Source organism: Microcoleus sp. MOSTC5, from assembly GCF_036701825.1.
Taxonomy (GTDB): domain Bacteria; phylum Cyanobacteriota; class Cyanobacteriia; order Cyanobacteriales; family Microcoleaceae; genus Microcoleus; species Microcoleus asticus.
The window spans coordinates 12,942-32,214 of sequence record NZ_JAUBRK010000051.1; the positions used below are offsets into that span (position 1 = coordinate 12,942).

Below are 19,273 nucleotides of genomic sequence, written 5' to 3' on the forward strand. Positions count from 1 at the left end.
ACAGTGTGCCTACAACGGGCTTGTTATATCAATTCCGAGCAATTGCATAATTTAATTGAACTCACAAGTTATTTGATTGCCAATATTCAGCGTTTCATGAACTTTTTCTTTCAGTTTATTGAACTTCGTAGAGTAGCTTTTATTTAAATTAATTGATTTTATCGCGTCTAATTCGTTGAAGTAGTTATTAACCCAAGCTGGTTGAGGTATTCTATCATCTCCCAATATCCCACCACCATTATATTTGGGTTTTGACTCAAGAGATTGAATTTTAGATATCAAGGCAAGTAGACTTTTGCAGATCATCTCAATATCATCCAATTGCTGGTAAAAAAATTGAATGTTTGACATTAGCTCTCTACTACTTCGAGCAAGAAGTAAACGGGACGAGGTATCTCGCCATACACCGCGATTTTGACTAAAGCACGATTGCCATTTTTCGGATAAAGCTCGATCGTTTTGATTAAGAAGTTCCTGAAGTAAGTTGCAGTCTTGCTGTATTTCAAAGCTCAAAAGACAATGAATAGATTCCACCTGCTCACTTATAGCTTTCTCTTGATTGCTAAATATCTGTTCCCACTCAGAATAATACTTCTTGAGTAAATCACGATTATTGGGATCTACCAAGTCATTGCATATATCTTCCCAAAAGACTATATAGACAGGGAACTTATTTTCTGATACACGCTCTTCATTTAAAGACCGAACCCAATCTTGAAGCTTTGTATCTCTTGATGCCGTAGTTGCAATAATGTACTCACTGAGTGGAGGTGAAAAGCATTCTGCTTTAACAATCTCTTCCTTGATTATTTGCTGGTTTAGCTTGTTATCTTCATATCTTTTACACTGAACACCTATATACTTGCCGGAACTGTTTTGCCGACCATAAATATCAATACCATTTTGTGCCTGTCCACTTCTGCCATATCTCTGTGCATGATTGTCGTGCCATTTTCGTTTATAAATTTCCCATGTAATATCCTCAAATTCATCCCAAGATTTAGGTGTTGGTAACTTACTTGTGGAAGCTGTCGGCATGGCTGCTAATGTAATGTTTTTAACAGATACTCCACTAGGATACCACAACCACCAAATAATTCAGTTTCGATCGCCCCACCGAAAACAAAAATAGAAAACCCCCAAACCCTATCTTTAAAATGGTTTGGGGGTTTCCTTTTTTAATCCAGTTTAAATCACAACTTACTCGGCTCGATCGCAGGTGCTCTCAAAGACACAGTTTTATCCGCAGCAGCCTTCGCCACAAGCGACGGCACAGAATCGCGCAACTTTGCAGTCAACTGTACAGTAGTCGCATCATAAACCTGAGTAAGAATTTTCGGATACAAACCAATGCCAATAATCGGCACTAACAGCGAAGCAATGATAAACACTTCTCGCGGTTCCGCATCCACCAACTCTTCGTGTTCCGACAATTCCTTATTTTCAGGACCGTAGAAGATTTCCCGCAGCATTGACAGCAGATAAATCGGAGTCAAAATCACCCCGACTGCTGCTAGAAATACCACGCAAACCTTAAACACAGGATTGTAAGCATCGCTCGTTGCAAAACCCACAAACACCATCAATTCTGCTACAAAACCGCTCATTCCCGGCAAAGCCAAAGAAGCCATAGAACAAGCAGTCCACATCGCGAAAACCTTACGCATTTTCTTCCCTACACCGCCCATTTCGTCCAGCATGAGCGTGTGAGTGCGATCGTAAGTGCAACCCACCATAAAGAACAAACTCGCCCCGATTAAACCGTGGGAAACCATTTGCAGCATTGCACCGCTAGTTCCCAAATCGGTAAACGAAGCTATCCCAATCAGCACAAACCCCATGTGCGAAATGGAAGAATAAGCAATTTTCCGCTTCAGATTGCGCTGAGCAAAAGAAGTTAAGGCGGCGTAAACAATATTTACCACACCCAAAATTACTAAAATCGGTGCGAAGGTAGCGTGAGCATCTGGGAGCATTCCCGCATTCATCCGCAGTAAAGCGTAACCGCCCATTTTTAGCAGAATTCCTGCTAGCAACATATGGGCGGGTGCGGTTGCTTCCCCGTGAGCGTCAGGGAGCCAAGTGTGGAGCGGAAAAATTGGCAGTTTGACGCCGTAAGCTATTAAGAAACCTGTGTACAGGAGCAATTCTACATTGGGGGCGTAATCTTTAGCTGCGATCGCCCGCATATCAAAAGTCACCGTATCGCCGTAAAACGCCATCGTCAGCGCGCCAACCAAAATAAACAGCGAACCCCCTGCGGTGTACAGGATAAACTTAGTTGCTGCGTAGAGGCGCTTCTTGCCGCCCCAGATTGACAAAATCAGATAAACTGGCACTAATTCCAGTTCCCAAACTAAGAAAAAAAGCAACATATCCTGCACGGCAAAAACTGCAATTTGCCCGCCGTACATTGCCAACATCAAAAAGTAAAATAGCTTTGGTTTAAAAGTAACCGGCCAAGCCGCTAAAGTAGCTAGCGTAGTAATAAAACCCGTTAGCAAAATCAGCGGCATCGACAACCCGTCAGCACCCACAGACCAATTTAAATCGAGTTGCGGCACCCAAGAGTAACTTTCTACCAGTTGCAGTCCCGGATTGTTAAAGTCGTACTGAGTGTAAAAAGCGTAAACAAGCAGAGCAAAATCAATCAAACCCACAATTAGCGCATACCACCGCACCGTCTTGCCATCCTTATCGGGAATGAAAGGAATCAGCAAGGACGCAGCAATGGGAAACAGAATTGTTGTTGTTAACCAGGGAAAGTTAGCTGTATCCATTGCGTTTTAAAATGATCCATCAGTTATTAGGTTTAAACACCTTTTTGCAATTTTAGCCTAAATTTTATACTTTCTTTATACGGAACAAACTTTTTTGCTATTATTTGGACAAATTATGCGATCGCAACAGTTCATTTTAATAAAAGATTTATTTCTATTTGCTAACTGTCAATTGTGATTTATTAACCTGATACCAGTTCTTAAAATATCTCCTAGTGAGGATACGGCAATGCCCAAAGCGTGTGATTTTAAGCCTAAAACCCTTGATAAATATTGCTTTTACCTGAGTCTAGAGCTCCCAAAATCCCCCTTAAGAAGGGGGACTTTGAGAAGATTCCTGTCCCCCCTTTAAGAAGGGGGGCTAGGGGGATCGAACGCTAATCGTCAGACACTAGACCCGTACTAGGTTTGACATTAAGTTGACACTAAATGCCGTGTCCCTACAGATTTAACTGACTCCCGAAACGATCGCAAAACCCAGAACTGCGACAAACACAATCAGGGCATAAAATTGAGCGCGACCGCTCTCAAAGTATTTCAAACCTTCGCCCGTAACCAGGGTGATCAGCCCTGTTAAGTTGACTACACCATCGACGACTCGCAAATCCACTTCCATGACTTGCCGCGCCAAACGGCGGCTGCCTTTGACAAAGAGAAAATCGTTGATATCGTCGAGATACCACTTGTTGAGGGAGAACTCGTAAAGCGGTTTGATTTTTTGGGCGATCGCCCCAGCATCAATTTTACGGCTCAAATACATCAGAGAAGCCAAAGTAATGCCCAGCAAAGCAATACCTACAGAGCTTCCGCCCATAATCAAAAATTCCGTCAAATTGAACTCAGCAGCGTGTTCCAAAACTTCTTCGAGAGACTCGCCAGGAGCGCGAACAAACTGCTCGAAATAATTGGCAAACGGCGTACCGAGAAAACCGATAAACACAGAAGGTACTGCCAGCAACACTAACGGCAGAGCCATTGTCAGAGGAGATTCGTGAGGGAAATGGTCGTGATCGTCGTGACTGTCGCCAGTTGGTGCCAATTCCTTAACGTTCATCGCTCCCGGGCCAAAAACAACACCGGGTTGCAGGAGTTGCCGCTTGATGGCACTGTCATTTCCCCGGAATTCGCCCTCAAAGGTGCTGAAATACATCCGGAACATATAAAACGCGGTCATCCCGGCCGTCAGCCAGCTAACCGCCCACAGAGCGGGATTTGCTGCGAAGGCGCTGGCGAGGATTTCGTCTTTTGACCAAAAACCAGCAAACGGCGGAATTCCGCAGATTGCTAAATTGCCGATCAAAAAGCAACTAGCGGTAATCGGCATATATTTGCGCAAGCCGCCCATGACTCGCATATCTTGAGCGAGAGCGGGGTTGTGGCCGACGACATCTTCCATACCGTGAATGACTGAACCTGAACACAGGAACAGCATTGCTTTGAAATAAGCGTGAGTCATCAAGTGGAAAAGTCCGGCACTGTATGCGCCGATGCCCATTGCCATCACCATGTAGCCGAGTTGGGAGATGGTGGAGTAGGCTAAGCCTTTTTTGATGTCATTTTGGGTAATCGCGATCGAAGCACCCATAAATGCCGTAAAACAGCCGGTGCAGGCGATCAAATTCATGACGGCCGGCAGCCCTTCAAAGACTGGGTACATCCGAGCGATCAGGAATACGCCGGCGGCTACCATTGTCGCGGCGTGGATTAAGGCCGAAATCGGTGTCGGGCCTTCCATTGCGTCTGGGAGCCAGACGTGGAGGGGGAATTGAGCGGATTTGGCTGCTGGCCCCAAAAATATCAGGACGCCGAAGATTGTCGCCAGAGTCGCCGAAAGAGCACCGGATTCGACTAATGAGTGCAGGCGTTCGCCCATCACCTCAAATTCAAAGCTGCCGGTGGCCCAGTAAATGCCGAGGATGCCCAGCAGCAGGCCGAAGTCGCCGACGCGGTTGGTGACAAAAGCTTTTTGGCAAGCGTCAGCAGCGGGTTTGCGATCGTACCAAAATCCGACTAGCAGGTACGAACACATACCTACGAGTTCCCAAAAAATGTAAATCTGAACGATGTTCGGGCTGATTACCAGACCCAACATCGACGCGCTGAAGATGCTCAGGTAGGCATAAAAGCGCACGTACCCGTCATCGTGAGCCATGTAGCCGTCGGTGTAAATCATCACCAAAAAGGCGACCGTGGTTACGATCGCCAGCATTACCGCCGTCAGGGGGTCGATGATATAGCCCATATTCAGCGAGAAGTCGCCTGCAGAAGCCCACTGAATAGTGCGGGTGTAGGGTGCGTGGCCCTGTAGTTGACTCCACAGCAATGCGAAAGAGAGTACCATTGACCCTCCGAGTGCGGAGACGATTAATATCGCATTCGCTTGTCGGAGTTTGTTGGTTGCCTGGTTAAAGGTGATTAAGCCTAGACCTACTAGCATTGCGCCTGCCAGCGGCAGGACTGGAATCAGCCAAGCGTATTGATAAAGCAGTTCCATGACTGATAGGTAGTTTAAAGTTTCTACTAGATATTGCCAAAACTGTAAACAATTGTGACACACGCCTGCGCGACTGGGCCAAAATACTCGATCCAATTCTTTAAGTATTGCTATAGCTGAGTGCAATCACGAGCGAGACGATCGCACTAAACGCCGAAAATTATTATGCCTGTGAAAACGGAAACTATACGACAAATCTCACAGTCCTGTGAATTCAAGACGGCGAGATTTATTGTGGTGTCAGATCCTTGATGGACAAATGGGGAAAGCCTTCTGCTTTCTACATAAAAGCCGAAGGCTTTGTAAACAAGAGCCGAATCCCTTGGAACCGTTACCTTTTGGCCACTTCCTGGCGTTGCAGCCGTTGAGATGGGGAAGCTACGTGAGCCGCCAGCATCCACGAATCCAGAGTCCGCCGCAGTTCCTCGCGTCCTTGGAAGTCTTCAAATCTAAATCGAACTTTATCGCCCTCAAACAAAATCAGCGTCGGCAGACTTGTCAGCCGGTAAGTGTGGGCTAACTTGAAACATTGATCCGCATTCACCCCTACGAGTTTGACTTTTTCTGCCCACTGTTCCTCAAAAGTCTTAAGCGTGGGGTCGATCGCGCGGCACAAACCGCACCAAGGCGCCGAAAAGTGAACTAAAACGGGGGTAGAGGCTTGAAACACCTCTTGTGCAAAAGTGCGTTCGCTGACGGACAACACCATGATCCCTCAAAATTTAATAATTTTTTTCTATCCTAGGGATCATGCTACCAGTATATGTTCCTAGTGACACGCATCAAAAAAGGATGAATTTTCCAAAGCAAACCAGTAAAAATGACTACACCTACGTAGGAAGGGCGCAGAAACTCAAGCAAATCAAGGGTTTGACGCTTTTGTAGGATTGCCAAAAATGGAATTATTGAGGTTCGAGATTTGATGGTTTCAAAGGATTCTCCAAAACGAGCCTGAAGTCGCCTGTCGCCGTGCCACACTCCGAACAGGTGGTGAAGTACCAAACCGATGGAAGTGACCAGGGTAAAGCTAGTGCCAATCCACAGCGTGTGGGCCACACACCAAATCACTTGTCCCACCATTTGCGGGTGACGGGTGATGCGAATGATGCCGGCTTCGTAGAGGTGAACTTGGGGCTTTTGGACGGCGGCAATTTCTAGGAGGTTGAAAGTTGCTGGGTACAGAAACAGGAAGGAAATTGCCGAAAGTATCCAAACTGCGGGTTTAACTCCGGGTACTCCCTGTACTTGCCAAAGCTGCAAACCGTCGTAACGGTGGTTGAAAAAGTAGACAACCAGAATGACGGCTAGCGGCAAACTGACAAGGGCAAACAAAACGCGGTAAAGTCTCGGCCCGATCAGCTTTTCACCTTTGGGCCGGAGGGCTGCTAAACCGCTGTGGGCGATCGCAAAAACCAGTAACAAGCCCAGAATAACTAAGTGGGAGTCGAGCGCCAAGTCGATCGTCATTGCAAATATTAAGAAAAGTTATTGATTCTCTGCCAATTTGTGTCACAAAGTATCTATGGGAGCATTCAGCGGTTATCAGTCATCAGTCATCAGTCATCAGTCATTAGTGACCGAATAACAACTAAAGACAGACGACGGAGGACGAGTAAAAGTGCCTGTAAGGTTGCGTCTGTTGCAGCCAAATGACTGAAATCGAAGTCAACTCCGACTTTTCCAAATCGAACAAGCTTGTCGATTGACCGCAGAGATTGACAGAAGACCCGCCCCTACACCAACTGACAATTTAGATATATGTCTGACCTTCCTTTCACTTTAGACCAGTTACGCATTCTCAAGGCGATCGCCTCTGAAGGAAGCTTCAAACGCGCCGCGGACAGCCTCTATGTATCGCAGCCAGCAGTTAGCTTGCAGGTGCAAAACTTAGAGAGACAATTGGACGTGCCGCTGTTTGACCGGGGGGGGCGGCGGGCGCAACTGACCGAAGCCGGACACCTGCTGCTGAGTTACGGCGAGAAAATTTTATCGCTTTGCCAGGAAACTTGTCGAGCTCTGGAAGACTTGCAAAATCTGCAAGGCGGTACTTTGATCGTCGGCGCTTCTCAAACAACGGGGACGTATTTGCTGCCCCGGATGATCGGGATGTTCCGCCAAAAGTACCCAGATGTGGCGGTACAGCTTCACGTTCACTCGACCCGCCGCACGGCGTGGAGTGTGGCCAACGGGCAAATCGATTTGGCAATTGTTGGCGGAGAAATTCCTACCGAACTTGTAGAAGCTTTAGAAATTGTTCCTTACGCTGAGGACGAACTGGCTCTGATTCTCCCTCCATCTCACCCGATGGTACAACAAGAAAGTATCCAAAAAGAAGACCTTTACAAATTGCAGTTTATATCCCTCGATTCGCAGTCTACTATCCGCAAAGTAATCGATCAGGTACTGACTCGCTGCGGCATTGACACGCGCCGCCTGAAAATTGAGATGGAGCTAAATTCGATCGAAGCAATTAAAAATGCCGTTCAGTCGGGGCTGGGAGCTGCTTTTGTCTCGGTTTCGGCGATCGAAAAAGAGTTGCTCATGGGCGTCTTGCACAAATCTCAAATGAACGAAGTTTTGGTAACTCGGATTTTGTCCCTGATTTACAACCCCAACCGCTACCGTTCTAAAGCTGCGGAGGCTTTCAGCAATGAAATTTTGCCCCAGTTTGCTACTTATTCCACCATCCACGAGAAGAAAGAACCCCCGGCGATCGAGTTGGGATTCATAGAAATAGCAACTCCGAACTCGGCGGGAAGTTAATCTTTTAGGTCGCCGGCAGTTAGCAGTTCGCGGTTAGTTGAGAAATTGGAATCTGATTTAACAATCACTTTTTCTTCCCTCTTCCCTCTTCCTTCTTCCCTCTTCCTTCTTCCCTCTTCCTTCTTCTTAGTAAAAAAAAATGGAAGTTTACTGCACCCGCCCGGGCTGCCCGCGGCCTCAAAACTATTTTCCCGACCTCAATGACAGTTCGCTGCTGAAAACGGTGCAGCAAAAGTTTTGCACGACTTGCGGGATGCCTCTGATTTTGAGCGGTCGCTATCTGCCCGTGAGGTTGTTGGGTCAAGGCGGTTTTGGGGCGGCGTTTTTGGCCCGAGACCGCTATACTCCGGCGATGCGGCAGTGCGTTGCTAAACTTTTGCAGCCGTCGGTAAGTCTGACTCCGGCACAGCTAAAAATCGCTCAAACTCTTTTTGAACGGGAAGCGGCGGTGCTGGAAGAACTGGGAAACGAACATTCGCAAATTCCGAGTTTGCTGGCGTTTTTTGAGCTGACTGTTACGAGTTTACAGGCTGGGAAAAACGATCAGTTTTTCTATCTGGTTCAAGAATTTATTGACGGTGAAAATTTGGAAGATGAACTGGCTGTTAAAGGCAAGTTTTCGGAGGCGGAAACGGTGGAGGTGCTGCGGGAAATTTTGAAGGTTCTCGATTTTGTGCACTCTCGCGGTTCAATTCACCGGGATATTAAACCTGCTAATATTATGCGGGGTAAAAACGGTCGGCTTTATTTATTAGATTTTGGGGCTGTTAAACAAGTAACACAAAGTGTTGGGAGTGCAAAAGCTTCGACTGGTATTTATTCTTTGGGTTACGCTCCGCCAGAACAGATGAGCGGACAAGAAGTGTATCCGGCAACGGATTTGTATGCTTTGGGTGTGACTTGCATTACTTTGCTGAGCGGTTTGCAGCCGGCGGAGTTGTTTGATAGTTATAGAAATGAGTGGAATTGGCAGTCGCGGGTGCAGGTAAGTTCGCGTTTGGCTCACGTTCTCGATCGAATGTTATTATCAGCTCCCAGCCAGCGCTTTCAGTCGGCAGCGGAGGTGGAAGCGGCTTTGAAATACAATTCTCAACAGCCTACGAAGGTCGTGGTACCGCCGACAGTCAGGACTCAGACTCCCCTACCGACTCAGCAGCTACCGCCGACTCAGCAGCCTCCTGTGCCTGTTCCTGCAACTCCTCCGTCTGCCCTGCAACCTTCGCCGAGAAGTGGTTTTTCGATTTGGGAGGTTTTGTCCGGGGCGGCGTTTACGGGTTTTGAGGGTGGGTTGCTGGCGATCGCCCTGACGAGTTTACCGTTTTCTCCGAGTGTTGGTATCGGATTGTTGGGAATGATTGTGGCGGGTTTGATTTACGGGCAGTACCGCAGGGCGATCGAACAGACTGAGATGTTGATTATTGGCGCAGGTACTCTGGCTTTGCTGTGGTTTTTCCCGGCTTTGCAGACGGCGGCAGTTGCGATTTATCCTAATTCTCCGCTCACAGGCGTGTTATTTGTGGGATGGTTGGGTGCTTTGGGGGCGATCGCTGGAACAGCTATTTTTCGGTTGATTTATAAGTTACTTTCTCATATTTTTTAAGCCGATATTTAATGACTAATAACCCATTCTTGGACCCACAACTGCTATTATGTAGGGTGCGCCGGGTCGCGCACCTTACCGCTATTATTTAAGTTTTGGACTAATGACTAATGACTAATGACCAATGACTAATCGCTTTCTTCAGTCTTGCTGGGTAGTAAATTGGCGGGCACCGATTAAAGAAAAGGCGATCGCAGCCACTAACAAAACAGGTATGCTGTACCAAGGAAACTTTGCCATATCGTAAGCAGCGGCTCTCAATCCAATGCTGGCATAAGTCAACGGCAACAGATATACTATTCCTTTCAGGGCTACGGGTAGCGACGCTGGGTCGAAAAACGTCGCTCCTAAAAATGACATCGGAGTTATCAGAAAATTGTTGTACAATCCCACAGATTCCAGAGATTTTACGGTTAACCCAACTATCACTCCCAGGCCCGCAAATACAGCGGAGTTGAGAATTATCACTAACAAAAATAGTGGATTCAGAAAGACGAGCTTTTGAGTAAACAAAACTGCTACTAAAATCACAGAAACTGAAGTCAGCATTCCCCGCAATATTCCTGCTAGCATTTTACCTGCGTGCAATGCGATCGGGTGTACTGGCAGCAACAGCAATTCCTCAAATGTTTTAGTAAAAAGGCGTTCGCCGCAAATCGAAAATACTGTGCCGGTAAAACTTACTGTCATCGATGACAGTGCTACCATTCCCGGCAGCATAAATTCTAAATAATTGCTGCCAATTGCAGGTTTAGGCAAGGAACTTCCCAAGCCAAAACCAAAAGCTAGAATGTAAATGACTGGGGAGACTAAACCAGCGGCGGCAACTGGCAAGATTCGGACTCGCAAATCTAACCATTCTCCCCAAAACACGGTGATTGTGTCTGTTAATATAGTTGTCAGCGATGTTTTTTTCATGATTTGGTACTACTGTCTCCCTATAGGGGTAAAGCTATTGATGTATTAAATCTTGTACGTTAGTTAATAACGGTAAGGTACTCCGTGCGTACCCTACAGATAACCGTAAGGTGCGCAGCGCGCACCTTAAAGATAATTGATTTATTAAATTGTGTACGTTAGTTAAAATTGTAAAGTTAAAATGCTAAATAATCAAGGCTGCTGCACTGTTCTATTTTCGTTTCTGTTAAAGGCAATTTAGCTAATTCTACTTTTTCCTGTTGTCTGTTCAACCAAATTGCTTTTAATCCAGCGGCTTTAGCACCGCAATAATCTGCTTTGAAGCTGTCGCCGATATGCAAAACATTCTCGGCAATACAGTTGTGCTTTTGCAAAGCAGCGGTAAAAATTTGAGACTGGGGTTTTGCTGCACCCGCTTCGGTAGAAATTGTCACTGATGTGAAATATTCAGCTAAATTGAGTGCTTTTAATACTGCATAAATTCGGGAATCGAAATTCGATACTACTGCTAATTCAATTCCTTGTTGCTGCCACTTATTTAAAGCTGGCAATACGTCGGGATAGACGAACCAAGGTTCGGCGGTGGCAAAATGAGCGTAGAGTTCGGCAAAGAATTTGGGAAAGTCTGAAAATTGGTGGAAAACGCCTGCTATTTGAAAAGCTTTCGCGGCAACTGCTTGCCACCACTCAAATTCTAGCTGGGGAATTTTGGCTGCTTCTATCCCTGGAAATGCCATCGGACTTGCTGAGGCGAAGCTTTGGGAAAATGCTGCATTTAACTCTTCACTCTTAACTGTTACCCCAAAACTCTGGGCTAGTTTTCCGTAGACTTCGCCGACGCTGCCGCGAACATCAAATAGTGTACCGGCGGCGTCTAAAAAAATTACTTTGGTCATTTGTTATTTGTTATTTGTTTGTAGTAAGGACTTTAGTTCTGATTGCCTAGGATTTTAGGTTTGAGGACTTCAGCCCTCACTACAAACTTTTTCAGTTGTGAGTTGTTTGCGGATTCACCACACCAGAATGATTGCCAATGTTGCCCGCAGGTTCAAATCTTCCTCCTAAATATTTGGCTAGGAATTCTTCGGCGATCGCATAAAAGTGCAGCCGATTTTCCGGGCGCGCAAATCCGTGTCCTTCGTCTGTATAAAGCACGTATTCTACAGGTTTGCCGGCTTGCTTCATGGCATTGACAATTTGCTCGCTTTCTGCTTCTTTGACTCGCGGATCGTTGGCACCTTGCCCGATTAGTAAAGGTTTCTGGATGCGATCGACAAAAGATAAAGGCGATCGCGATTGCAAAAACTCTGGTTCTGTTTCCAAATTGCCGATGCGGTGAGACTCCATTCCTTTCAGCGCTTCCCAGTAAGGGGGAGTAGTTTGCAGCAGTGTAATCAAATTGCTTGGCCCGACAATATCGACGGCGCAGGCAAAAACATCGGGACTAAAAGTCAATCCCACTAAGGCAGCATAACCACCGTAAGAACCGCCCATAATCGCAATTTTATCTGGTTGGGAAATTCCTGTTTCTACAAGCCAATTCACCCCATCTAGCAAGTCGTCGTGCATCTTAGCGCCCCATTCGCGATTGCCGGCATTGAGAAAGGCTTTGCCGTAACCGGTGGAACCGCGAAAATTGATTTGCAAAACGGCGTAACCTCGGTTTGCCAACCATTGGGCTTGTGGATTGTAACCCCAGGTATCGCGTGCCCAGGGGCCACCGTGAACAAGCAAGACTGTCGGTACGGGTGTGGCGACACCAACCGGTTTTGTCAGGTAGCCGTGAATGGTTAAACCATCTCTTGCGGTGTAAGAAATGGGTTCCATTGATGATAGCGGTAGCCCTTCGAGTTTGGGTTGGTTGCTAAACAGAAAGGTGAAGGTTTTGGAGGCGCGATCGAACGCATAGTAGTAAACTGGGCCGTCGTCTGTGATGTAAGCGACTAGCCAAGTGGTATCGGCGAGGTTGCGGCTGGTGATGGAGAATTCGCCGGGACCCAATTTGCCGATCGCCTCAAAATCCTCTGCTATGCTTTGATCTAAAATTTGCCACTCTTGCTTGTCTTTGTAGAAGGAAACTGCTTGAATCTCTCGCTTGGTGGGGTGTATCAAAATATCGCCGACATCGTATTCTGGGTCAGAGGCGATCGCAGTTTCTTGTTTCGTTTCCAAGTCGAATGCGATCAAACGTTCGGCGTTAGCATCGTGATTGCCAATGATGTAAAGAATCTTGCCGTTTTCTGAGAACATGAAGGGACCTCCTTCGTCGTCTGGGCCCCAGCTTCGCAGGCTTTCCCAAGGCTTGTCGGCAGTTTCCCTACCTAGCAATTCTGAGCCGCCGTCAGTAGTTGTGGCTATGGCCGCCCGCACTTGAAATTGAGGGTCAGCAGTCCAACCGACGATGTTACCTGGGTTTTCGGTGTCGAGTTCAACGGCACCATTTTTGAGGTTGATGCGGTAAACGTCGTGTTTGCTGCGATCGCGGATGTTCATTCCCACTAATATTTCATTGGGGAAGTTGCGGTCAAAGGCGATCGGCTGAGCTTGAACGCCTTGAAATGGTGTCAAGTCGCGAACCTGATTTGAGTGGATATTGACTGAGAACAAATGCCAGTTTTCATCACCCTCGGCATCTTGGAGGTAAATTAACTCTTCGCCGCTGTAAGTCCAGAAAAAGATGCGGATGCCTCGTTTTTTATCGGCTGTCAGTTGGCGATCGTCTGCTTGACCGACGGTACGCAATTGCACTTGCAAAACGTTGTTTTCATCTGGTGCAATGTAGGCGATATACTTGCCGTCGGGTGAAAGTTGGGGGCGGGTTTTTTCGGGGTTGCCGAAGAGAATTTCCCGCTCGATTAGGGGCGGAAGTTCGGTTTTTGGCGGTTGAACTGTTGAAGTTTGCATTGTTTGTTTTGGCTAAGATTCTCTAGCTGACGCACTCGCCCGCCAGTCCGCCAGGGAATGAATTCCCTGTCTAATAGCTAAAGTCCTCTAAAAGAGGACTGAATAATTCATTAGACATCTCCCAAAAATAGGTTTTTGTCCAAATACGGCCAGGCTTCCAGAATTTTTTTAGGAGATGTCTATTAGTCCTCTTTTAGAGGACTTCAGCTTTGAGGCAGGGGTTTCAACCCCTGCCGGACTAACGGACTGAGGGAAAGAGACTTCAATTGACAGGCATTGGACTCTTGGAGTGCCCCTACGGGTATCGATAGATCGGGGGTGTACTTCATAAACGTAGAATCTGCTGTATCTATTTGAAAAAGCATCGATTAGCTTTTAAGCAACTCTTGAATCGGCTTGCTAATCCAATTGAAACCAACTTTTAGTTGATGGTCAAATGTTGGCATCCGATAGAGATAAGCTAAACGGCGAGCAATGTGGGCTAGTTGTCCGTCGAGTTGAATTCCTACACCGGCTAGGGTGGCGTTGTCTACTCCTAATGTCATCATTTCTCCTAGCGGCTGATAGCGGAAAGGAAGTAATGGGCGGCCGGTGAGGGATGCCCAAATGTTCCAGGCGGTATAGTCAGCTTGCTGGAAGGCTGTTTGGGCTGTTGCGGGGACTTTTTGACCTGTTGCATCCTGACATTCTGCTAAGTCTCCCAAGGCAAATATGTCTGGATGGTCGATAATTTGCATTGTCGGATTGACTGTTAATTGACCGCGGCGGTTTTGTTTGAGGGGTAGCGATCGCACTGCTTGACTAACTTGAGTTCCTACTGTCCACAGCACTATGTCTACGGGGAGAACATCTAATTGTCCTTTGTAAAGTAAGGATATTGTGTCTGCTTCGATCGCCTCTACTGTTGTTTCTAAGTCGATCCACACTTTCCGTTTGTCTAAAGCTTTGGTGGCGGCTTCGCGGTTAAACTCGGGTGATGTCTGCAGAATCTTGTCGCTTTGCTCGACTAACCGCACGCGACCTTTGTCTCCGAGTCGATCGGCTAATTTACAAGCTAATTCTACTCCCGAATAACCGGCGCCGACGATCGCAACCCGAATTTTGTCGGTGTTGCTGGCTTCTAAAAACCGCAGTCTTTCTTCTAAGCGGTAGGCGTCATCGAGGGTGCGAAACGAGTAAGCGTATTCAACCGCACCCTTGACCATATCTAGGGGGGTTTCGCCGCCTAAAGCTAAAACTAGGCGATCGCACGGAATTTCTGGCCCGTCGTGCAACTGCACTCGCTTTTCCTCCACATCGATGCCGGAGACAGTACCTTGACAAAAGCGCACACCTGTCTTTTTCAAGACTTCGGCAAACGGTGGGGCAATTTCCCAGGTTTGGAGTTCGCCGGTTAGGAGTTCGTACAGCAGGGGAACGAACAAAAATCTATCGCGGCGGTCAACTAAGACAATTTCGGGTTTTTCGGTTGGGGAGAAGGGTAACTGACTCAAGCGCAGGGCTGTGTAGAGTCCGCCGAAGCCTCCGCCGAGAATGCAAATCCGGGGTTGTTGTTGAGTCATGGTGTTTTGTTTGAGGGGCGATCGGTAGCAAGGCAACTTATCTTATTGTAACGAGAGTAGGGGAGTGGGGGAGTGGGAGAGTAGGAGAGTAGGAGAGTGGGGGTGGGAGAGTGGCGTGGGAAAATCTTCCCTCTTTGCCTCAAACCTCAACATCCATCCGTTAAATCCGTTAAACTCACATTTTGCACCATTCTCGCTTAACAGGCTTTCGGGCGTTTTCCACAAAGAATGAATTTCTTGTGGGGTGGGATTTTCTAGCCCGCCCCTAAAAGCCTTATTGAGAATGGTGCAACATCCATCCGTTAAATCCGTTGCCGAACAGTTTTCTACATTTCTAGCGTTGATTAGCTTTACCTATTAACCACCCTCAAATTTTCTGAATGTTCGCAGAACTAATTTTGTACTATATTAGTTTATAACGAATTTTTTCGGAAATTAAATTTACTTTTTATAGGGTCATCTACTTTAACACTTGCTTTCGCACTCACAAGTGAAAAAAATCATGCAAATTTCCTCGAATTCTTCTAAATTTAAGAACGGCGATCGCAATAACGAAGACGGCTCATCTTTGCTAAGCAGCGAAGAAAAATATAAAAATTTAGTAGCTAATATTCCCGGTGCTGTCTACCACTGTACCTGCGACTGTACGAGCCCCGACGGGGAATTAACACGGACAATGGCATTTTTGAGCGACGCCGTTCAAGAAATATCAGGCTATCCATCTTCGGATTTTATCAACGATCGTGTCCGTTCTTTTTCCAGCATTATCCATCCTCAAGACCGCAAAAATGTGGATGCTACTGTCAAAAAAAGTGTAGCAACTAGAACTCCGTACATCCTTAAATATCGCATTGTCCGGGCTGACGGCGAAATTAGCTGGGTTTACGAAAAAGGTCAAGCTGTTTGCTGCGAGGCTGACGAGGCTAGAGGAAGACAAGAGATAGAAGGGGAAATTGAGGGATTTTTGGCAGCACGGGTTTCGCCGATCGCAAGTTCTCTGTGTCGGGTTGTCTATCTCGACGGAGTAATTTTGGATATTACGGAACGAAAGCGAGCTGAGGAAGATCTGCGAAACACTAAAGATTTTCTGAATGCGGTACTGCAAAATCTGCCGATTAGCGTCTTTATTAAAGATGCTGTAGAGCAAAAATTTATTTATTGGAATACTGCTAGCGAGGAATTGTTTGGCTATTCCAGGGATGAAGTGCTCTTAAACAATGCTGCTGACTTGTTGGAGTCAGATCATGCCAATTACTTGCAAGCACAAGATTTAGAAGTCCTTGCAACGAGAAAAGGCGTCGATTTGCCCGAACAAACTATCGAACTTCCGCACCGAGGAAAGCGGATTTTGCACACGAAAAAAGTTCCTTTGTTTGACGATTCGGGCGCGCCTAAGTACATTCTGGGTATTGCTGAAGATATTACGGAAAGCAAAAAAACTGAAACAGAATTGTCGCGCTTGGCCATTGTGGCTCAAAAAACGCAAAATGGTGTGATTATTACTGATGCTCAAGGCTGCATTGAATGGGTGAATGAAGGATTTACTCGGATTAGCGGTTACGTGCTGGCAGAAATGCAGGGAAAAAAACCGGGTGATGTATTGCAAGGCCCTCAAACAGACCCGCTAGCTATTGCTCAACTGCGATCGGCTTTGGCTGCTGGTGTGCCGTTTAATCAGGAAATTTACAATTACAACAAGGATGGAAAGGGTTATTGGGTGGCGCTTTCGATCGCCCCAATTTATCAAGAAACAGGGGAACTCGAAGGTTTTATAGCGGTGCACACTGATATTAGCGATCGCAAACAGACAGAGGAAGTGCTCAGGAAGAGCGAGAGTTATTACCGCTGCATTGTCGAGACAGCTTCGGAGGGCGTTTGGATGTTTGACAGCGAAAGTATCACGACTTTTGCTAACTCTCGGATGGCCGAAATGCTGGGTTATACTGTGGAGGAAATGCTGGGGCGATCGCTATTTGAGTTTATCGACTGCGAATCTAGGGAAATAGCTGAAAGTTATGTTCAGCGCAGGCGGGAAGGCATTCGCGAACGCCACGATTTTAAGTTTACTCGCAAAGACGGATCTCACTTGTGGGCGATCGTGTCGGCGACGCCAATGTTCGACGGTGAGGGCGAATTTTCCGGGGTTTTGCGGATGATTACCGATATTAGCGATCGCAAACAAGCCGAAGCAGAATTGCGCCAAACTCTCAAAGAGTTGGAATTTGAAAAATTTGCTTTGGATCAATCGGCAATTGTCTCGAATACCGACGAATTCGGAGCCATTACCTATGTCAACGATCAATTTTGCGAACAATTTAAATATTCCCGAGAAGAACTGATCGGCAAAACCCACAGACTTGTCAATTCTGGCTATCACCCAGCAGATTTTTTCAAGAAGCTTTGGTCAACCATCCGCCAGGGAAAGGTTTGGCGGGGAGAAATGAAAAATCAAGCTAAAGACGGCACATTATTCTGGTTGGATACTACGATCGTACCTTGCTTAAATACCAGCGGAGAACCCCATCAATATGTAGCAATTCGCAAAGATATTACCAAGCGCAAACAAGCCGAAGAAGCGGTGCAGCTTTCCGAAAGTCAATTGAGGAGTAAGAATCAAGAATTGGCAAAAGCCCTGCGGGACGTGCATAAAACTCAAAGCATGATGGTTCAAAATGAAAAAATGGTAAGTTTGGGGCAATTAGTCGCTGGCGTTGCTCACGAAATTAATAATCCAGTTAGCTTTATTTACGGCAACGTCATGCACGCTAACGATTACTTTAAAGACTTGCTAAAAATGCTGCAACTTTACCAGCAGGAATACCCGCAACCCACACCGGCAATTAAACAAGAGATAGAAGAGATAGATTTGAATTTTATGCTCACAGATTTACCGAATCTGTTAAATTCCATGAAAATGGGAGCAGAGCGAATTCGCCAAATCGTGCTGTCGCTGAAGAATTTTTCGCGATTGGACGAAGCCGAACAAAAGCAGGTGGATATTCACGAAGGGATTGAAAGCACTTTGTTGATTTTGCAGCATAGGTTAAAAGAAACGGCAGGACATCCGAAAATTACCCTGCTCAAGCAGTTCGGAAATTTGCCCCGCGTACAGTGTTATGCAGGACAGTTGAATCAGGTATTTATGAATATTATTGGCAATGCAATTGATGCTGTGGAAGAGGCCATGGAGACTGGACAGTGGGCGGAGGGGGAACTGGCGCCTATTCCTTATTGTCCTTCGCCGACACTGCGGATTTGTACTGATGTAAAATATGAACAGGATGCTTTGAGGCAGGCAGATTCTGCTGTTTCTGATGATTCAATTCGGCATCCTTCTCATATTGTGATTCGGATTGCTGACAACGGGCCGGGGATTCCGATAGATGTTCACAAAAGGCTGTTCGATCCGTTTTTTACTACGAAAGAACCTGGTAAAGGTACTGGTTTGGGGCTGTCTATCAGCTATCAAATTGTGGTGGAAAAGCACGGCGGTGTGCTGAGGTGCGATTCTGCACCGGGTCAAGGCACGGAATTTGCGATCGAGATTCCTGTGGCGAATAGTCAGTAGTCAGTAGTCATTAGTCTTTAGTCTTTAGTCAGTTGGCAGTAGTAAGTTGTCAGTTGTCATTAGTTAACAGTCAACAGTCAACAGCTAACAGCTAACAGTCAACAGTCAACAGTCAACAGTCAACAGTCAACAGTCAACTAATGAAATATAACGTAATTTACGACGGCACTTGCAATCTCTGCGTTACCTTGGTACAGTTACTAGAAAACTTAGACCAAGGTCAGCGGTTTGAGTATATTCCCATGCAAGATTTAGAGCAATTAAATCGCTTTGGGATTACGTCTCAAGACTGCGAAATGGGAATGATTTTGATAGATGGCAACACCCCGGAACGGCGCTGGCAGGGCAGCGATGCGGCGGAGGAAATCGGGCGGATACTGCCGGGAGGTGAGGTGTTTGTGGCTGCTTACCGGGCAATGCCGGGGATGAAGTGGATGGGCGATCGCGTGTACGAACAAGTCCGCGACAACCGCTATACTTTGTTTGGCAAGCGATCGACAACTTACAAATCTGTTTATGCAGTTGGCTGTAGGTCGATCGACAATTGCGATAGTGTGAAATAACTCACTCTAAAGCACCATTCTCGCTTAACAGGCTTTCGGGCCTGTTCCACAAAAATTAAATTGTATTGTGGGCTGTTGCTCTGAGCAACGCTTCTCAAGGGATTATTACCAATGGTGCAAG

At 46.6% G+C, this 19,273-nt stretch carries 13 protein-coding genes; 4 read left to right on the plus strand and 9 right to left on the minus strand.

Going from position 1 to position 19,273, the window contains the following annotated elements:
- Positions 1–51 precede the first annotated feature (51 nt).
- From QUA54_RS24425 to QUA54_RS24445, 5 genes are all read right to left on the minus strand, one after another.
- Positions 52–1,038, minus strand: a complete 987-nt coding sequence (locus QUA54_RS24425; protein WP_333416673.1) for a restriction endonuclease — start codon at positions 1,036–1,038, stop codon at positions 52–54.
- 155 nt (positions 1,039–1,193) lie between these two features.
- Complete coding sequence (ndhD1, locus tag QUA54_RS24430; RefSeq protein WP_445301583.1) at positions 1,194–2,780, minus strand: photosynthetic/respiratory NAD(P)H-quinone oxidoreductase subunit D1; 1,587 nt, start codon at positions 2,778–2,780, stop codon at positions 1,194–1,196.
- Positions 2,781–3,228: 448 nt separating this feature from the next.
- Positions 3,229–5,274 (minus strand): NAD(P)H-quinone oxidoreductase subunit 5, encoded by a 2,046-nt coding sequence (locus QUA54_RS24435; protein ID WP_333416674.1) that lies wholly within the window; start codon positions 5,272–5,274, stop codon positions 3,229–3,231.
- 331 nt (positions 5,275–5,605) lie between these two features.
- Positions 5,606–5,983: a thioredoxin family protein gene (locus QUA54_RS24440; RefSeq protein WP_333416675.1), complete on the minus strand. Its 378-nt coding sequence runs from the start codon at positions 5,981–5,983 to the stop codon at positions 5,606–5,608.
- A gap of 44 nt (positions 5,984–6,027) precedes the next feature.
- A complete protein-coding gene (locus QUA54_RS24445) occupies positions 6,028–6,741 on the minus strand; it encodes an NnrU family protein (protein ID WP_333198206.1) in 714 nt (237 codons plus the stop codon).
- A gap of 291 nt (positions 6,742–7,032) precedes the next feature.
- Between QUA54_RS24445 and QUA54_RS24450 the strand changes: the two genes are divergently transcribed.
- Positions 7,033–8,037 (plus strand): LysR family transcriptional regulator, encoded by a 1,005-nt coding sequence (locus QUA54_RS24450; RefSeq protein ID WP_172190853.1) that lies wholly within the window; start codon positions 7,033–7,035, stop codon positions 8,035–8,037.
- Positions 8,038–8,176: 139 nt separating this feature from the next.
- Positions 8,177–9,637, plus strand: coding sequence for a serine/threonine-protein kinase (locus tag QUA54_RS24455; protein ID WP_333416676.1), 1,461 nt, complete (start codon positions 8,177–8,179; stop codon positions 9,635–9,637).
- A 141-nt stretch (positions 9,638–9,778) separates the two neighbouring features.
- Here the strand turns inward: QUA54_RS24455 and QUA54_RS24460 are convergent, their stop codons facing one another.
- The 4 genes from QUA54_RS24460 to QUA54_RS24475 all read right to left on the minus strand — a co-directional run bounded on the left by QUA54_RS24460 (position 9,779) and on the right by QUA54_RS24475 (position 15,021).
- Entirely contained in the window at positions 9,779–10,555 is a 777-nt protein-coding gene (locus tag QUA54_RS24460; RefSeq protein ID WP_333185522.1) for an ABC transporter permease, read from the minus strand.
- Positions 10,556–10,731: 176 nt separating this feature from the next.
- Entirely contained in the window at positions 10,732–11,451 is a 720-nt protein-coding gene (locus tag QUA54_RS24465; protein ID WP_333416677.1) for an HAD-IA family hydrolase, read from the minus strand.
- A 91-nt stretch (positions 11,452–11,542) separates the two neighbouring features.
- A complete protein-coding gene (locus tag QUA54_RS24470; RefSeq protein WP_333416678.1) occupies positions 11,543–13,459 on the minus strand; it encodes a S9 family peptidase in 1,917 nt (638 codons plus the stop codon).
- A 368-nt stretch (positions 13,460–13,827) separates the two neighbouring features.
- Positions 13,828–15,021 carry an NAD(P)/FAD-dependent oxidoreductase gene (locus QUA54_RS24475; RefSeq protein WP_333416679.1) on the minus strand — a complete coding sequence of 398 codons (1,194 nt, stop codon included), beginning with the start codon at positions 15,019–15,021 and terminating at the stop codon, positions 13,828–13,830.
- A gap of 502 nt (positions 15,022–15,523) precedes the next feature.
- Between QUA54_RS24475 and QUA54_RS24480 the strand changes: the two genes are divergently transcribed.
- Both QUA54_RS24480 and QUA54_RS24485 read left to right on the plus strand, forming a co-directional pair.
- Positions 15,524–18,589, plus strand: coding sequence for a PAS domain S-box protein (locus QUA54_RS24480; protein ID WP_333416680.1), 3,066 nt, complete (start codon positions 15,524–15,526; stop codon positions 18,587–18,589).
- Positions 18,590–18,729: 140 nt separating this feature from the next.
- A complete protein-coding gene (locus QUA54_RS24485; RefSeq protein WP_333185532.1) occupies positions 18,730–19,152 on the plus strand; it encodes a DCC1-like thiol-disulfide oxidoreductase family protein in 423 nt (140 codons plus the stop codon).
- The last annotated feature ends 121 nt before the right edge of the window (positions 19,153–19,273 follow it).